Raw genomic sequence first — 15,729 nt, 5'->3', positions numbered from 1 at the left:
TCCTCTCTCTTGGCCTCAACCGATCTTTACGACCGTGTCGGTGGTGAACGCGTAGTCCGGAACTTCGAGGTTCTTGGGCGCGGGGCCCTTACGGATACGGGCGGCAGTGTCGTAGGAAGAACCGTGGCAGGGGCAGAAGTAGCCGCCGAATTCACCGCGCGGCTCCCCTTCGCCGGCGCCGAGCGGGACGCAGCCGAGGTGGGTGCACACGCCCATGGTGATGAGCCAGTTTTCCTTGCCTTCCTTGGTGCGTTCCTCAAGCGTCTGCGGGTCGCGCAGCGAGGAAACGTCCACCTTGTTGGCTTCCGTGATTTCATGCGGCGTCAGGTTCCGCACGAAGACCGGCTGCTTGCGGAAGATTGCCTTGATGGCCTGACCGGGCTGGATCGACGAGATGTCGATCTCGGTCGAAGACGCCGCGAGAACGTCCGCGGATGCGGACATCTGGCTGACCAGCGGGACGACGATGCCCACGCCGGCGACACCCGCCGCGCTTACCGCGGCGATATTGATGAAATCGCGCCGCCGCACGCCATCTGCTTCTGCCATGATTGCCCTTGCCTTGTTATTGACAACCTACTCCCGGGATTCCGGTAGCAAGCCCAGATTCCTGACCAATTCTATTTTTTGTCTGGTATCCCCGTAAACGGCCCCCCGTTGACGGTTAGATGCCTCGGGAGCGACCCGAAACGAATACCGACTTTGCGGCCCTGATATACAGGGAAGCCAGCCCTGCCAACCGCCTTTTTGGTTGGGCAGGGATGGATCGTCATCAACAAATTCAAGGTATAACTGTTCGGCGGCGCCCTCTGGCGCGCCGTGAACGGGGCAAGCTCAGGCCAGTCCGATCACCGAAATCTGGCGTCCGTAGCTGGCCTCGGCCCGGTGGGTGGCCCGGCGGTAGGAATAGAAACGCTCCGGCGCTGAATAAGTATCGAGGGCCAGGCGCTCCACCGCGCCGATTCCGGCCGCTTCCAGCCGCGCGGCGACATAGTGCTCCAGGTCGAACTGCCAGTGCCCTTCCCGCCCGGACGAGAAGAAGCGCGCATTGCCGTCTTCCCCGGCCAGGAAGCGGCTGCGAAAGCCTTCGTCCACTTCGTAGGAAGCCTGCGAGATGCAGGGGCCGACTGCCGCGACGATGCGCGAACGCGCCGCGCCCAGCGATATCATCCGAGCGATGGTGCTGTCGGTGACGCCGCCGATGGCGCCTTTCCAGCCGGCATGGGCCGCGCCGACGACGCCGGCCTCCCGGTCTGCAAGCAGCACCGGCGCGCAGTCCGCCGTGACCACGCCGATCAGCACGCCGGGGCGATCGGTGACGAGGCCATCGGCATGGGGCCGCTCGGCTTCGGACCAGAGCGCCTCTCCCAGCATCACGCAATCGGGCGAATGCACCTGGTAGACCGAGGCCAGCGGTGCGCCGGGCAGCACGGCATCGGCGGCGCGGCGGCGGTTTTCCGCCACCGCCGCCGGTTCGTCCCCTGAACCGAGGCCGACATTGAGGCCCTCGACCTCCCCGCTGCTCACCCCGCCGCGACGGCCGAGGAAACCGTGCGGCAGCCCTTCCAGCACGCCCGCCCGGTTGACTTCGACAGCCTCAGCCACGGAATCGCCCGCCGATTCAGCCAAGGCTCTTGCTCACCTGTTCGCGCACATCGCGCGAGAGGTTGGGTTCGGCGGCGATCTTCTCCAGTTCCGCGCGCATCATCGCCGCGCGGCCGGGTTCGATCCGGCGCCAGCGCCCGAGCTGCGGCACGAAGCGCGCGGTGGTCTGCGGATTGATTGGGTCGAGCTGGCGGATCAGATTTCCGATCATCCGATAGCCCGCGCCGCTGGCGTCGTGGAAGGCTTTCGGGTTCACCGCCGCCGTCATGTAGAGCGCGCGGGCGCGATTGGGGTTGTTCAGCGTGAACTCCGGGTGCCGCGCCAGCGCCTCGATATGCTCCAGGACCTGCGGATGGAACGAGCCTGCCTGCAGCGCGAACCACTTGTCGATGACGAGGGCATTGCCCTGATAGCGGCGCAGGAAATCGGCCAGGGCCTCCTCGCGCTCGGGGCCGTCGAGGTTGCAGAGCACGGTCAGGGCCGACTGGCGGTCGGTCATGTTGTCGGCCGCGCGGTACTGCGCGATGGCGCGGCGCGCGCCCTCGGCGGCATCGCCTGCGGCGATCAGCACCAGCGCCTGGGCCTTGGTCTTGCGCGCGCCGCGGGCGGCGGCATCGCGGCTGTAGGGCAGCGCGGAGACGCGGTCGTGCAGCGTTCCCAGAAGTTCCGCCAGTTCGCCGCCCAGCCAGGCCTTGAGCGCCTCGCGCTCCTCATGAATCGCGGCAGGATCGGCCACGAGCACTTGCTCGGCCAGGTAAGCGACGCCCGGCAGGACCATGAGTTCGCCGCGCATCAGGTCATCCAGCGCCGCGTCGGCCAGCACCGCAGCGAAAGCCTCGCCGATCGCCCGGCGGCCTTCGGCGCGGGCGGCATCCGCAAGCCCGCCGCCCACGGCCGCTACCAGATGCTGCACGACCAGGCTCTGCATCGCCTCGTAACGGGCGAATGGATCGTCGTCGTGCGCGGCCAGGAAGACGAGATCCTCGTTCGAACGCTCCATGTCGATGGCGACGGGCGCCGAGAAGCCGCGGTTGATCGAAACGACCGGCGGGCGCGCGAAGCCTTCGAAGGCAAAGCTGTCGCTGCCCTTGTCCAGCACGACGAGCTGCTCGCCCGAATGACGGCCGCTGTCGCGATCGAACAGGGCGACGCGCAAGGGGATCGGCACGGGCTGCTTCTCGGGCTGGCCGGGCGTGGCGGGCACGATCTGGGTCAGCGTGAGCGTGGCGGTCTCGCCCTCGTGCGCCAGTTCGACGGCCACTTGCGGAGTGCCGGCCTGCGAGTACCAGAGGCGGAACTGCGCGAGATCGAGCCCGGTGCCGTCCTCGATGGCCTTGACGAAGTCCTCGCAGGTCGCCGCCTCGCCGTCGTGGCGGTCGAAATAGAGGTCGGTGCCCTGGCGGAACGTCTCCGGCCCGGCCATGGTCCGCATCATGCGGATCACCTCGGCGCCCTTGTTGTAGACGGTGGCCGTATAGAAGTTGCTGATTTCCTGATAGGAATCAGGCCGGATCGGATGGGCGAGCGGCCCGGAATCCTCAGGGAACTGGGCCGAGCGCAGGACGCGCACATCCTCGATGCGCTTTACGGCCTCACTGCCCATGTCGGCGCTGAACAGCTGGTCGCGCAGGACGGTGAAGCCTTCCTTGAGCGAGAGCTGGAACCAGTCGCGGCAGGTCACGCGGTTGCCCGACCAGTTATGGAAATACTCGTGGCCGATCACGCTCTCGATGCCGTCGTAATCGGCGTCGGTGGCGGTTTCCGGCTCGGCAAGGACGTAGCGGGTGTTGAAGACGTTGAGGCCCTTGTTCTCCATCGCGCCCATGTTGAAGTCCGACACGGCGACGACATTGAACAAGTCGAGATCGTACTCGCGCCCGAAGGCCTGCTCGTCCCACTGCATCGAGTGGATCAGCGAATCCATCGCGTGCCCGGTGCGCTGCTCGTCACCCGGGCGCACCCAGATGTTGAGGTCTACCTTGCGGCCCGAGCGGGTGGTGAAATCGGCATGGTTGGCAACGAGATCGCCTGCGACGAGCGCGAAGAGGTAGCTCGGCTTCGGCCAGGGATCGTGCCACTCCGCCCAGTGCGTGCCGTTCTCGCCCTCGCCCGTGGCGGTGCAGTTGCCGTTGGAGAGCAGGATCGGGAAGCGCGCCTTGTCGCCGCTCATGCGCACCGAATAAGTCGAGAGCACGTCCGGCCGGTCGGGGAAGAAGGTGATGCGGCGGAAACCTTCGGCTTCGCACTGGGTGCAGAGCATGCCGTTCGAGGCATAGAGACCCATGAGCTGGCTGTTGGCCGCGGGATTGACCGCGGTCTCGATCTCCAGCTCGTGCGCCTCGCCGCTGAGTTCCACCAGCAGGTCGGCACCGTCCATGCGCCAGTCGTTCACGGATTCGCCATCCACGCGGATCGCCAGCGGGGTGAGCTGGTCGCCGTTCAGGCGCAGGGTCGCGGTGCCGTTGCCTTGCGGATTGCGGCGGACCGAAAGCGTGGAGAGCACATGCGTCTCGTCGATGCCGAGGCGGAAATCGAGCGCGATCTGCGGCACCAGCCAGGCCGGGGCCAGATAGTCCTCCCGGTGGATGACCGGCGGCGCCTGGGGCGCGGGGGCAGCATCGGCGATCTGCGGATTGGCGTCGGGCGTGGCGGGGGTGCTGGCAATGTCCATGCCGCTAAACTAGAGCCTTGTGCATCGAATGCCAGTCATGGCGCGACGAATTCACACGCGAATCAAGAGGAGTGCCCCGCCGATGCCCGCCGCGATACCGAAGCGACTGTTCATCTTCGGGCTGGGCTATACCGCGCGGGTGATCGCGGATCGGGCCTCGGCCCGCGGCTGGGAAGTGATCTCCACCGGCAGCGAGGGTACGCTCTCCTTCGAAGACGAGGGCAATGTGCGCCTGGCCCTGGCCGATGCCGATCATGTGCTGTCCTCCGTTCCGCCCGGCAAGGAAGGCCGGGGCGAGCCGCTCGATCCCGTGCTGGAGCGCTACGGAGATGCCTTGAAGGGGCTGGCGCTCTCCTATCTTTCCTCGACCGGGGTCTACGGCGACACCGGCGGCGCCTGGGCGGACGAGAGCGCGCCGGTCGGCACGGGGCGGCGCACCGCCAGGGCCGAAGCGGACGGCGAATGGCTGAAGCTCGGCGCGCGGGTCTATCGATTGCCCGGCATATATGGTCCGGGCCGCTCGGCACTGGACCGGGTTCTCGAAGGCCGCGCGCACCGGATCGCCCTGCCCCCGCAAGTGTTCAGCCGCGTCCATGTGGCAGACATCGCTTCCGGCGTGATCGCCGGCCTGGAAGGACCGGCCGGGGCCTACAATCTGGCCGACGACCTGCCGTGCAGCCAGAATAGCCTGGTGGAGGAAGCCTGCCGCCTGCTCCGCCAGCCGCTGCCGCCGATGCAATCGGTGGAGGAAGCGCGGCTCTCGGCCATGGCGCGGGGCTTCTATGCCGAGAACCGCCGCATAGCCAACGGCAAGGCGAAACGCGTGCTTGGCTGGCGCCTTCGCTTCCCCACTTACCGCGAAGGGCTGCGTGCCCTCAGCGCCACGACCAGCCCGACCGTCGCCAGCGCCGCCCCGGCAATCGCCAGCAGCGACCAGCGATAACCCTCGAACGCGGTCGAGATCAGCATGGCGATGATGATCACCATCACCCCGTTGTAGGCCGCCTTGCCCGCTCCCAGCTGGCGGATCAGCGTGTAGTAGAGCGGGAACGTCACCACCGAACCGAGAATGGCCAGATAGGCCGTGCCCATCCAGTATTTCGGATCGGCGGGGATCACCGGCGGACCGGCCAGAACCCAGGCGATCGCGACATCGGCCAGCGTGCCGTAGAGCATGGCCCAGGACAGCAGGCTCACCATCGGCAGCGCCTTGCCGGTGTCGTTGGCCTGGATCACGTTCGAAACCGAAGCGCACATCATCGCGATCAGCGCGAAGATGGTGCCGAGCAGGACCTTGCCGCCCAGCGGGGCCTCGTGCGCTTCGTGAAGCAACAGCAGCGCCAGGCCGGCGATGGCGATCGCGCTGCCGATGGCAAAGCGCCAGGTGATCGGCTGGCCCAAAAGGAGGCGCGCCAGGATCGCATTGGGCACCAGCAGCAGCCCGATCATGACCGCGACGATACCCGAAGTGAGGTGCATCTCGGCGCGGTAGACGAAGTTGTAGTTCCCGCAGAACTGCGCCACGCCCACGGCCAGAGCCAGCAACTGGCCCGCGGTGCCGAGCCTCAGGCTCTTCTTCATCACCACCGCCACCAGGAACATCGCCGGCGTCGCCAGCACGAAGCGCCAGGCGACCGACCAGCTGGCGGGCACTTCCCCGATCTGCCCGGTGATGACGAACCAGGTCGACCCCCAGATCAGCGCGACCAGCAGGAACGGCAGCGCCACGGCAGGCTTCATGAAGCCCGGTACAGGCTCGGCCGCGCCGCTCACAGCCCGGCAATCGCTTGGGCGAGGGCCGCGACATGGTCTTCGCGCGAATCCCAGGCAGTGACGAGGCGGGCGGCGTGATCGCCCCAGTCGTAGAACGCGAAGCCCTGTTCGCGCAGCGCCAGCCGCTCCGCCGCGGTGGACGTCAGGAATATCTCGTTGGCTTCCACCGGATGCAGCAGGCGGTCCCCGGCGGCGACGGCGATCTCGGCGGCAGCCGCATTGGCCGCGCGGGCATTGTCCAGCCAGAGGTCGCTTTCCAGCATGGCGAGGATCTGCGCCGCCAGATAGCGGCCCTTCGATTGCAGGTGCCCTGCCCGCTTGCGGCGGAAGCGCACTTTCTCGGCCATGGAGCGATCGAAGAACACGATGGCCTCCGCGCTCATGGCGCCGTTCTTCACCATGCCGAAGCTGAGCGCATCCACGCCGCCCGCCGTCGTCTCCGCGCTGCCGCCGAGAAACGCCGCGGCATTGGCGAAGCGGGCGCCGTCCATATGCAGGCCCAGCCCCCGATCGCGTGCGAAATCGGCAAGGGCCGTCAGTTCGTCCGGCCGGTAGACGCGGCCATATTCGCTGGCCTGGGTGATCGAGATCGCATGGGGCTGCACCTGGTGCACGCCGTCGCGAATCGGGTCGATCACTTCGGCGATGGCATCGGGCGCGATCTTGGCGCCCTCTCCGCCGGCCAGCAGCAGCTTGGCGCCGTGGAGATAGAAGCCGGGCGCGCCGCCCTCGTCCATCTCGATATGGGCCTCGCGGTGGCAGATCACCGCGCCGTGCGGCTCGACCATGGCGGAGAGCGCCAGGCAGTTCGCCGCCGTTCCCGTCGCCACCCAGAGCGCCGCGCAGTCACGCCCGAACAGCGCGGAAAAGCGCGCGTCCAGCTCCAGGCTCAGCCCGTCGCCGTCGTAAGGCGAATCGGGAGCGTCTGCCGCCATCATGGCTTTCCAGACCTTCGGGTGGACCCTTGCGGCGTTGTCGGAGAGGAATTTCATGACCATATGCCCTGTAAGCGGACGCACGCGCCGTCAAGCGGACCTTTTCAGGAGACATGTCCATGGTAGGCGTCACCATCACCAAGCACGAGACCGCAACCGGCGGCGAATACCAGGCGCACCTTGCGGACAGCGACGCCACCGGCCAGCTGACCTGGCAGACTCGCGACGGCGTCCACTATGCCGACCACACCTTCGTTCCTTCGGAAATCGGCAATCGCGGCGTGGCGGCACGGCTGGTCGAGGCGATGGTCGCCGACGCGCGGGAGAACCACTTCAAGATCGCCCCTTTGTGCAGCTACGTGGTCGCGGCCTTCCGGCGGCATCCCGAATGGGAAGACGTGAAGGCCTGATTCTCCGAGCGCATGCCTCGGCGAAGGCGTCGTCTGCTTCGGCCGAGAGGCGTCGTCTGCCTTAGCTGAAGCCGCGCGCGAGCCAGTCCTGCGCGAGGCCGGCCAGGAAGGCAGAACCGCGCGGGAGGGCGCTTTCGTCCACCATCATGCGGGTGGAATGGATGCCGCAGCAGTGCTTCCAGTCCGCGCCTTCCGGGGCAACGCCCAGGAAGAACATCGCGCCCGGCACCTTTTCAAGCACATAGGCGAAGTCCTCCGCGCCCATGATCGGATCGGGCAGGCGCCGGAACGCCTCGCTGCCGAACAGGTCCCGGGCCACGCCCTCTCCCAGGGCCACCGCGCGCGGATCGCAGATCGTCACCGGGAAGCCTTCAAGGATCGTCGTTTCGCCGGTCAGCCCATGCGCCCCGGCGATTCCCGCGACCAGCCGCGGCAATTCGTCCTTCAGCCGCGCGCGATTTTCACGCGAGAGCGTGCGCATCGTCCCGGTCAGCCGCGCGCTGTCGGGAATGACGTTGTGGGCGCTGCCCGCCTCGATGCGGGCGATCGTCACCACCACCGGATCGAACACGCTGAAACGCCGCGCCACCATAGTCTGGATCGCCGAGACCACTTCGCAGGCGACGGGCACGGGGTCCGCCGTGTCATGCGGCATCGAGGCATGGCCGCCGCGCCCGGTAACGGTGATGCGCAATTCGTCGGCCGCCGCCATCAGCGGTCCGGCGCGCCCGCCGATGACGCCATGCGGGGCATTGGGCATGATGTGGAGCGCGAAGGCGGCATCGGGCAGAGCCCGGTCCTGCCCCTCGCCGCCCAGCAGCCCATCTTCCAGCATGAAGCGGGCGCCGTGATGGCCTTCCTCCCCCGGCTGGAACATGAAGCGCACTTCGCCGGGCAGGCTTTCCGCGCGGGCGGCCAGGATTTCCGCCGCCCCCGCCAGCATGGCGACATGGGTATCGTGCCCGCAGGCATGCATGACGCCGGGCACGGTCGAGGCGAAGTCCAGCCCGGTTTCCTCGGGCATGGGCAAGGCATCGGTATCGCCGCGCAGAAGCACACAGCCGCCGCTTCCCGCGCCGCCCTTCAGCGTGGCGACGAGGCCCGTGGTCGAGGGCCCCTCGCGCCATTCGAGCGGGAGATGGGCCAGCGCCGCGCGGATCTTGTCGCGCGTCCTGGGGTTGTGAAGCCCGATCTCGGGTTCGGCGTGAATGGCGCGGCGCAGCGCGACGATGCGATCGGCGAGGCCCGCAGCCTCCTTGGCCAGAGTGTTCGCGGTAGAGAGCATCGGGGCATGATACCCCTCCAGCCGCGCCTGTCGAGCGTCAGGTCACGGCCGAATCGGCCACAGGCAGATCGCCCTCGGGATCGGGCATGATGCTGATCTCGTTCCGGTCGATCTGCTGGAGCGTGCGCCAGGCCATAAGGCCCATGACGATGTAGGACACCGCGCCGCCCACCGCGACCGCCCAGGCCGCACCGCTGGGGCCCACGGGAAGCAGGAACACCAGCCCCACGGCCAGGCCGATCAGCGCGATCAGGCGGGCCACCAGCGAATGCCGCGCCCGGCCGGTGGCATGGAGCACCGGTTCGAAGGCGACACTGGCAAGGTCGAAACTGGCCGCAAGCGTCAGGGGCACGAGGATCGCGGCGCCCTGCTCGAAATCGTCGCCGCCGATCACTTCCAGCATCTGCTTGCCCAGCAGCACCGCCACCGTGACCACCACGATCCCGGCCAGGCCGGCGATCTTGCTGGTCTGGAGCGCCAGCTTGCGGAACTCCGCCGCGGCCGAGGAGACGCGCGCACGCGCCACTTCGGCATAGACCGAGCGCGTCAGCAGCGAGGACAGCTTGCTCAGCGCCTGCGACAGCTGCGAGGCGAGGCGATAGAGACCCGCCGCCTTGGTGCCGACCCAGGCGCCGACGATCAGCAGCGGGCCGTTCTTCATCGCCGCATCCAGCGTGGACGCAACGTAAGTCTGCATAAAGAAGCGCGTGACGCCGGGATTCTCGTCGATCGCCTTGCGCCAGTTGCGCAAGTTCGAAAGGTTCACGGCCTCCGGACAGAGCCGGCGCGCCATGATCCAGTAGAGCAGCGCTTCGAGAATATCGATCGCCGCCCAGGCGAACAGGAACCGGCCGACGCTGGGGCCGGTCATCCAGATGACGAGCGACGCCGCCAACCGGCCGCTGGGCACGATCGCCTCTACATAGACGGCCATGTCGAAGCGGTTGAGCGCGCGGACGATGCCGGTGGGCGCGGAGACCAGCGCCCAGAGCGACCCCACGCAGAACCAGAAGGCCACGTCGATGAAGTGCGGGTTCAGCTCCAGCATATGGGCGAAGCCGTAGATCAGGACTGCCGCCAGCCCGCAGCCGATGATCGCGCCCACGGCATCCAGCAGGCCGCAGAGCATGCCCAGGCGGCCCAGCTTGCCCCAGTCCTTTTCATGGACGTGCTCGCTGCCGTAGCGCACGACCACGCGCCAGGTCTGGAAGCTGGCCAGCGCGATCAGCGCCTGCGCCGTTCCGAAGATCAGCGAAAAGTGGCCGAAATCCTTGAGGCCCAGCGAGCGGGTCTGGATGGCGAGGTAGGCAATGCCGCAAACGGCGCCGAAACCTTTGCCGCCCAGCAGCCAGGCAGTGTTCTGGAGTATCCGCCCTAGCGGAGATTTGCTCTCACGGCGGTGAAATTTGGCGGACATCGCGGCTGCATGTGAACGAGGGGGAAGGGACTTGCAAGCTGTGCCGATCAGGGATGTCCCCATGCTGAATGAATTAATACCCGCGACCCCGGCTCAAGCCTTTCCCGCCGCATCTTTTCCTTTTGGCCGGCAATCCCTAGATGCGGGGCATCTCCCCCCTTTGACGAAGCGCGAAAATCCATGATCGAACACGCCATCCTCCTCAGCGCCGGCCAGGGCTCGCGCCTGCTCCCCCTCACCGCCGAGCGGCCCAAGTGCATGATCGACTTCACCGGCAAGTCGCTGATCGAATGGCAGATCGAAATGCTCGCGCGCGGCGGGGTGAAGCGGATCGACGTCGTCACCGGCTTCATGACCGACATGCTGGAAGAGCATCTGAACCGCATCGACGATCCGCGCGTGGAAGTGACGGTTCGTTTCAATCCGTTCTTCAAGGTGGCCGACAACCTCGGCTCCTGCTGGATCGCGCGCGAGGCCATGCGCGGCGACTTCCTGATCCTGAACGGCGATACCCTCGTTTCGGAGGAAATCGTGAACAAGGTCCAGCAGGGCGCTACCGATCCGAACGGCAAGCCCTGGCCGATCACCGTCACCGTCGACGTGAAAGCCGAGGGCTACGACAGCGACGACATGAAAGTGGAGCGCGAGGCGGACGGCCGGCTCGTGCATATCGGCAAGACGCTGACGGCCCGGCAGTCCAACTCCGAATCGATCGGCTTCCTCGCCTTCCGCGGCGAAGGGGCGGACCTGTTCCGCGAGACCGTGCGCCAGGCCATGCGCACGCCCGAAGGCGTCCAGCACTGGTATCTCAAGGTGATCGATTCGATCGCGCCCACCGGCAAGGTCGGCACCGTCTCCATCGAGGGCCTCGACTGGGCCGAAGTCGATTTCCTCAACGACATCGAAATCGCCACGAAGCTCACCGATACCTGGTGAGCCGAGCGTCTTGATCGTCCCGGGTCATGTCCGGGACGATGTTGGGCCAGCGATCAGCCGAAGTGCCCCTTCAGCCAGGCCACGAGCGCTGAAAGGTCATCCCCCTCCAGCGCCACGGCATGGCCAAGATCGGGCACTTTCGGCCAGCCGCAGTCCACGAACTCGCGGCCCTGCCACTCGCGCGCGCCCTCGTAGCGGGGGATGACGTGGAAGTGGACATGGGGATCCACCATCATCAGCATGAGATAGTTGAGCCGGGCATAGCCGACCGCCTTCCCCAGGGCCGCTTCGATCGCGGCCGTGGCGACCTTGAGTTCGGCATGCGCCTCTCCGGGAAGATCCCCGAAGGCGGTGGCATCGGATTTCGCCGCCAGCACCAACGATCCCAGCGTCGGCTGTGCCGGACGGGCCAGCACCACCCAATGCGCGAATTCCGCGACGAGGGTATGCGGGTAGCCGAACTTTTCCATCGTCGCATTGGCTGCGACATTGCCCTGCATCGCGTTCATGGCGGTTCCTTCTTCAGGCGTCCGAGAGCCAGGAGGTGATCGTACCGCCTCGCGCCCGCACGATCCATGCCTGGACCAGCCGCACGGCGTGGATGAGGCAGGAAATCGCCGTCCACCAGGCCACCGCGATCAGGCCGATGTCGGGACGCGCGAACAGCATCGCCACGAACAGGATGACCATGTTCGGGTTGCGGCGCGCGGTAATCAGGCGGAACTGGCTGTCGAACTTGCGCCATACGTGGATGTGCATGAGGCCGTTCTGACGCATGAACACGCCCTCGATCAGGCGCTGCACCACGTAGCCGCCCTGGATCGCGCCCTGCACCCACCAGAACGTCGCATCATCGTAGGCCAGGCCCCAGGTCGCCAGGCCCGTCGCCCAGAACCACCACCAGAACGGCGGATGGACGAGATCCATGCCGTGGTCGGCCACATTGCCCCATTCCGAGGACGTGATCGTGCAGCGCGCCAGCTTGCCGTCCACGGTATCGAGCACCATGAACACCAGTCCCAGCGCCATGCCCAGCCAGTAGTGCCCGTAAGCGAAGAGCACCGTGGCCAGCACGCAGAAGGCCGCGCCCACCGCCGTCACCATGTTCGGGGTGATGTGCAGTTTGGCGCAGATCCGCGTCAGCACCAGCGCCCATTCGGGCCAGAGGTACTTGGTCAGCACATCGGTCACGCCCTTGTAGGCGCCGAAGTAGCTGGCACGCTCGATGGTGCGGACGGTCTCGGGCGTGAGCGCCATGAGGAACGGCGTTTCACGCTTGCGGAGCGTCTTGTTCTCGATGGTGGGCCCGCTTTCGTAGGTCACGATATCGAGGCCCGCCGTATCGGCGAGCGGCGTGCCGCCGGCCATCGCGGCGGTGATTCGCGCGGCCTGGCCGGCGTCGGCCGCATGCGCCAGGGCGGGGATGCCGCCCAGCGTCAGGACCATGCCGGGCCGCGCTGTGACGTATTTGAACCAGGCCGGATCCCACGCAAAGGCGGCATTGGACAGGATGGAAGGGCCGGACGAGGCGTCCTTGCCGAAGGAGGCGCCGTTCGCCCGGGCGATGCGTGCAACGCGCTCGGCCATCGTCAAACCCCAGAGCTGGACGGGGTTCGCGCCGATGGTTGCGGCGTGGGGGGGATTGTCCTGAGTGACCATGTTTTCGGCCGTAATCCGTGGAACCGCGTGACGCAACGGCGGGACTTGCGGAAAACGCGGCAGATTTTGCCGGTCTTGCAAGTGGCGTAAAAACGCCATACAACTGTAACCTTAATGTGTCAGTGAATGTTTCCTGATGATTTTCGTCTGCGGCATCCCTACATAGGGCCCGTGTACGGAACCATTTACGAATTCGAAACGCTGCCGACCTTCGGTGAGCACGGCAAGCGCAAGGCCACTGGTCCTGCGCGTGTGGCGCGTCGTGGGCGCGCCGTTCCTCTCGTTGGCATCATTCGCAATCCTCGTAGCCACCGGAACAAGGGCCGGGCGGCAGAGATGGAGGATTGCTCCAACATACTGACCGAGACCCCGCGCACCCGCTCGGAACTCTACAGCGTGCTTGACGGCTTTGCCCGTCGCGGTGTGGACTATCTCGTGGTCGACGGCGGCGATGGCACCGTTCGCGATGTGCTGACGTGCGGCGCGGACATCTTCGGTGACGAATGGCCCACGTTCATCATCCTGCCCAAGGGCAAGACGAACGCGCTGGGCGTGGACCTCGGCCTGCCGACCCACTGGTCGCTGGCAGAGGCGCTGGCGGCTGCGCACAAGGGCAATACCCTCACGCGCCGTCCCTTGCGCATTTCCGCCAATGACGGCAGCAGCGGCTGCATGCAGGGCTTCATCCTGGGCACAGGCGTATTCACGCTGGCGACCGAGGCCGGCCAGGAAGCCCACCGCCGCGGCGCCTTCAACAGCTTTGCCGTGGGCCTCAGCATCCTCTGGAGCATCATCCAGTCCCTGTTCGGCCGCGACGGCAATCCGTGGCGCGCCTGCACCCCGACGCGCCTGGTCGATCGCCACACCGGCCGCGACCTGCCCTATGACGGGCCGGGCCGTGCGGACGAACGCTTCATGGTCGTCGCCACCACTTTCGAGAAGTTCCCGCTCGGCGCGCGTCCCTTCGGCCGCGATGTCGCCCCGGGGATGAAGCTGGGCGTCATCGACTGGCCGGTGCGCTGGGTCATGGCCCTGCTGCCGGCGATCCTCTTTGGCCTTTCCGGCAAGTTCCTGGAACGCCGCGGCACCCACCGCGTCTGCGCCAGCGCGGTAGACCTGGAAATCGGTGGCTCGTTCATTCTCGATGGCGAGGTTTTCCCTGCGGGCGACTACCTGCTCGAGGAAGGGCCGCAGCTGACTTTCGTGGTCCCCTGATCCGCCGGATCCGGCTCCTCTCCTCTCACTTTTTGGCCAGGTTTGTGGCACCGGCATGCTTGCTTTTACCACGCCGGTGCCCGAGCATGCTTTCATGACCCAAGACCTGGAAGGGCGCATTGGCCAGGCGCTGCAGCGCGCCGTGGTGCCCGAAGTCCGTGCTTTCGCGGAACGCCTTGCGCTGGCTGCCGGCAATGCCGTGGCCGTGCTGTTCTACGGCTCGAACTTGCGCACCGGATCGCTGGAAGGCGTGCTGGACTTCTACGTCCTCACCGAAGGCCCCCAGGCCGAGAAGATCTGGCCGCGCGTCAGCTATCACGAATGGACCTTCGAAGGCGTGCCCTTGCGCGCGAAAGTGGCGACCATGGCGCTGGATACGTTCAGCGCCGCTGCGGCCGGCGAGCGGCTGGACACCACCATCTGGGCCCGCTTCGTCCAGCCGAGCGGCATCGCCTGGCAGCGTGACGAGGCCGCGCTCAGCCGCGTCACCGCCGCCGTATCGGGCGCGGCCCGCACCGCCGCCAGGCTGGCCGTGGCGCTCGGGCCGGCGACGGGCACTGCGGAGGACTACTGGCGCGCCCTGTTCCGCGCGACTTACGCCGCCGAGTTCCGGGTGGAGAAGGCCGGGCGCGAGGATTCGATCCTTTCCGTCAACCGCGAACATTTCGACGGCTTGCTGCCGCTGGCCCTTGCCGCCGACGACATCGCCTTCGAGCGTCTGCCGAACGGCGCCTTCCGCCCCGAACTTTCCGAGCGCGACCGCACCCGGATGCTGGACTGGTGGAAGCGCCGCCAGCGGCTGGGCAAGCCCTACAACGTCCTGCGCCTGCTGAAAGCCTCGACCACGTTCGAAGGCGCCGCGCGCTATGCCGCCTGGAAGATCGAGCGCCACACCGGCGTGCCGGTCACCATCACGCCCTGGCGCGAGCGGCATCCGGTGCTTTCCGCGCCCGGTGTGCTCTGGCACGTCTGGCGCACCCGCAAGGCCATGGAGCGCAAACCGGCATGACCCCCTCTCCCTTGCCTGCCGCGCTGATTCTTGCAGGTTCCCGCCCCGGCGCACCCGATCCAGTCGCAGTGGCCGAAGGCCTGAGCCACAAGGCCTTGGTAGAGCTGGAAGGCCGGCCGATGCTGGCCCATGTCGTCCAGGCCTTGCGCGATGCCGGCATCGCGCGCCTGGCGGTGGTCGCCAACGATCCCGCCGTGATCGCGCTCGCGGAACTGCTGGGCTGCGAGACTATCCCCGCCGCCGCCGGTCCCAGCGCCAGCGTGGCCGCGGGCTTCGCGCGGCTCGGCGCGCCGATGCTCGTCACGACCTCCGACCATGCGCTRCTGCGCGGCGAATGGGTGCGGGACTTCCTGCTCGACACCCCGGAGGAAGCCGACGTTTCCGTGCTGCTGGCGCGGCGGCAGGCGATCGAAGCGGCCATGCCGGGATCGCGCCGCACTTATCTGCGCTTTGCCGACGGCCACTGGTCGGGCTGCAACCTGTTCCTGCTGAAGACGGCCCGCGCCGAAGCCGCGATCGAGACCTGGAAGCTGGTGGAGGCGGACCGCAAGCGCCCATGGCGCATCGCCGCCAGGCTCGGCCTCGGCATGTTGGCAAGCTATGTGCTCGGCCGCCTGACCCTGGCGGCCGCGCTTGCACGACTGGGAACCCGGATCGGCCTCAAGGCCCGCCTCGTCGCCGCGCGCGACGGATTGGCGGCGGTCGACGTCGACAAGCCCTCCGACCTCCTGGACGCACGCGCCATCCTGGCCGAGCGCCGCGAAGCCGCCGCCGGATCCTGAGAACGCGCACGCGCCGGAATGCCCCCGAGAGG

15 protein-coding genes are annotated in these 15,729 nt (G+C 67.2%); 6 read left to right on the top strand and 9 right to left on the bottom strand.

The features are described 5' to 3' along the window. Nucleotides 1–15: 15 nt before the first annotated feature. The 3 genes from petA to pepN form a co-directional block, all read right to left on the bottom strand. Entirely contained in the window at nt 16–549 is a 534-nt protein-coding gene (gene petA / locus AB4Z00_RS23190) for a ubiquinol-cytochrome c reductase iron-sulfur subunit (protein WP_132269763.1), read from the bottom strand. 285 nt (nt 550–834) lie between these two features. Then, nucleotides 835–1,605 (bottom strand): peptidoglycan editing factor PgeF, encoded by a 771-nt coding sequence (gene pgeF, locus AB4Z00_RS23185; RefSeq protein ID WP_442047389.1) that lies wholly within the window; start codon nt 1,603–1,605, stop codon nt 835–837. A 16-nt stretch (nt 1,606–1,621) separates the two neighbouring features. Then, nucleotides 1,622–4,276 (bottom strand): aminopeptidase N, encoded by a 2,655-nt coding sequence (pepN, locus tag AB4Z00_RS23180; RefSeq protein ID WP_442047388.1) that lies wholly within the window; start codon nt 4,274–4,276, stop codon nt 1,622–1,624. An 82-nt stretch (nt 4,277–4,358) separates the two neighbouring features. Between pepN and AB4Z00_RS23175 the strand changes: the two genes are divergently transcribed. After that, a complete protein-coding gene (locus tag AB4Z00_RS23175) occupies nt 4,359–5,219 on the top strand; it encodes an SDR family NAD(P)-dependent oxidoreductase (protein WP_442047387.1) in 861 nt (286 codons plus the stop codon). Here AB4Z00_RS23175 and AB4Z00_RS23170 read toward each other — a convergent pair. Continuing rightward, nucleotides 5,129–6,016, bottom strand: a complete 888-nt coding sequence (locus AB4Z00_RS23170; RefSeq protein WP_442047442.1) for a DMT family transporter — start codon at nt 6,014–6,016, stop codon at nt 5,129–5,131. The genes AB4Z00_RS23175 and AB4Z00_RS23170 overlap by 91 nt on opposite strands. Nucleotides 6,017–6,045: 29 nt before the next feature. Then, nucleotides 6,046–7,041, bottom strand: coding sequence for a threonine aldolase family protein (locus AB4Z00_RS23165; protein WP_442047386.1), 996 nt, complete (start codon nt 7,039–7,041; stop codon nt 6,046–6,048). Between the two features lie 62 nt (nt 7,042–7,103). On the opposite strand from AB4Z00_RS23165, the gene AB4Z00_RS23160 reads away from it, so the two are divergent. Further along, complete coding sequence (locus AB4Z00_RS23160; RefSeq protein ID WP_132269755.1) at nt 7,104–7,394, top strand: GNAT family N-acetyltransferase; 291 nt, start codon at nt 7,104–7,106, stop codon at nt 7,392–7,394. Nucleotides 7,395–7,455: 61 nt separating this feature from the next. Here the strand turns inward: AB4Z00_RS23160 and AB4Z00_RS23155 are convergent, their stop codons facing one another. Together AB4Z00_RS23155 and AB4Z00_RS23150 are read right to left on the bottom strand one after the other, a co-directional pair. Then, on the bottom strand, nt 7,456–8,679 hold the full coding sequence (locus tag AB4Z00_RS23155) for a M20 metallopeptidase family protein (RefSeq protein WP_442047385.1): 1,224 nt from the start codon (nt 8,677–8,679) through the stop codon (nt 7,456–7,458). A gap of 37 nt (nt 8,680–8,716) precedes the next feature. Then, the gene (locus AB4Z00_RS23150) at nt 8,717–10,096 is read right to left on the bottom strand and encodes a lipopolysaccharide biosynthesis protein (protein ID WP_132269751.1); all 1,380 of its coding nucleotides are present in this window, start codon (nt 10,094–10,096) and stop codon (nt 8,717–8,719) included. A 180-nt stretch (nt 10,097–10,276) separates the two neighbouring features. Between AB4Z00_RS23150 and AB4Z00_RS23145 the strand changes: the two genes are divergently transcribed. Then, on the top strand, nt 10,277–11,032 hold the full coding sequence (locus AB4Z00_RS23145; RefSeq protein WP_431567103.1) for a sugar phosphate nucleotidyltransferase: 756 nt from the start codon (nt 10,277–10,279) through the stop codon (nt 11,030–11,032). Between the two features lie 53 nt (nt 11,033–11,085). Here the strand turns inward: AB4Z00_RS23145 and AB4Z00_RS23140 are convergent, their stop codons facing one another. Next, the gene (locus AB4Z00_RS23140) at nt 11,086–11,541 is read right to left on the bottom strand and encodes an HIT family protein (RefSeq protein WP_442047384.1); all 456 of its coding nucleotides are present in this window, start codon (nt 11,539–11,541) and stop codon (nt 11,086–11,088) included. Between the two features lie 13 nt (nt 11,542–11,554). Next, on the bottom strand, nt 11,555–12,691 hold the full coding sequence (locus AB4Z00_RS23135) for a CDP-alcohol phosphatidyltransferase family protein (protein ID WP_442047383.1): 1,137 nt from the start codon (nt 12,689–12,691) through the stop codon (nt 11,555–11,557). Between the two features lie 171 nt (nt 12,692–12,862). On the opposite strand from AB4Z00_RS23135, the gene AB4Z00_RS23130 reads away from it, so the two are divergent. The 3 genes from AB4Z00_RS23130 to AB4Z00_RS23120 all read left to right on the top strand — a co-directional run bounded on the left by AB4Z00_RS23130 (nt 12,863) and on the right by AB4Z00_RS23120 (nt 15,697). Next, nucleotides 12,863–13,906, top strand: coding sequence for a diacylglycerol/lipid kinase family protein (locus AB4Z00_RS23130; protein ID WP_132269745.1), 1,044 nt, complete (start codon nt 12,863–12,865; stop codon nt 13,904–13,906). A gap of 94 nt (nt 13,907–14,000) precedes the next feature. Further along, nucleotides 14,001–14,915 (top strand): hypothetical protein, encoded by a 915-nt coding sequence (locus AB4Z00_RS23125; RefSeq protein ID WP_442047382.1) that lies wholly within the window; start codon nt 14,001–14,003, stop codon nt 14,913–14,915. Continuing rightward, nucleotides 14,912–15,697, top strand: coding sequence for a nucleotidyltransferase family protein (locus AB4Z00_RS23120; protein WP_442047381.1), 786 nt, complete (start codon nt 14,912–14,914; stop codon nt 15,695–15,697). Before AB4Z00_RS23125 ends, AB4Z00_RS23120 begins: the two co-directional genes overlap by 4 nt. Nucleotides 15,698–15,729: the final 32 nt, after the last annotated feature.

Origin of the sequence: Novosphingobium sp. YAF33, from assembly GCF_052113265.1 — a bacterium.
Lineage (GTDB): Bacteria > Pseudomonadota > Alphaproteobacteria > Sphingomonadales > Sphingomonadaceae > Novosphingobium.
Note: the sequence above shows the minus strand (reverse complement) of the source record. Positions and strands in the feature narration are given on the sequence as shown.

What these genes read in the sequence shown, in the direction of transcription:
- petA (WP_132269763.1), bottom strand. Translation starts at nt 549, where the DNA reads ATGGCAGAAGCAGATGGCGTGCGGCGGCGCGATTTCATCAATATCGCC.
- pepN (WP_442047388.1), bottom strand. Translation starts at nt 4,276, where the DNA reads ATGGACATTGCCAGCACCCCCGCCACGCCCGACGCCAATCCGCAGATC.
- AB4Z00_RS23175 (WP_442047387.1), top strand. Translation starts at nt 4,359, where the DNA reads ATGCCCGCCGCGATACCGAAGCGACTGTTCATCTTCGGGCTGGGCTAT.
- AB4Z00_RS23170 (WP_442047442.1), bottom strand. Translation starts at nt 6,016, where the DNA reads ATGAAGCCTGCCGTGGCGCTGCCGTTCCTGCTGGTCGCGCTGATCTGG.
- AB4Z00_RS23165 (WP_442047386.1), bottom strand. Translation starts at nt 7,041, where the DNA reads ATGAAATTCCTCTCCGACAACGCCGCAAGGGTCCACCCGAAGGTCTGG.
- AB4Z00_RS23160 (WP_132269755.1), top strand. Translation starts at nt 7,104, where the DNA reads ATGGTAGGCGTCACCATCACCAAGCACGAGACCGCAACCGGCGGCGAA.
- AB4Z00_RS23155 (WP_442047385.1), bottom strand. Translation starts at nt 8,679, where the DNA reads ATGCTCTCTACCGCGAACACTCTGGCCAAGGAGGCTGCGGGCCTCGCC.
- AB4Z00_RS23150 (WP_132269751.1), bottom strand. Translation starts at nt 10,096, where the DNA reads ATGTCCGCCAAATTTCACCGCCGTGAGAGCAAATCTCCGCTAGGGCGG.
- AB4Z00_RS23145 (WP_431567103.1), top strand. Translation starts at nt 10,277, where the DNA reads ATGATCGAACACGCCATCCTCCTCAGCGCCGGCCAGGGCTCGCGCCTG.
- AB4Z00_RS23140 (WP_442047384.1), bottom strand. Translation starts at nt 11,541, where the DNA reads ATGAACGCGATGCAGGGCAATGTCGCAGCCAATGCGACGATGGAAAAG.
- AB4Z00_RS23135 (WP_442047383.1), bottom strand. Translation starts at nt 12,691, where the DNA reads ATGGTCACTCAGGACAATCCCCCCCACGCCGCAACCATCGGCGCGAAC.
- AB4Z00_RS23125 (WP_442047382.1), top strand. Translation starts at nt 14,001, where the DNA reads ATGACCCAAGACCTGGAAGGGCGCATTGGCCAGGCGCTGCAGCGCGCC.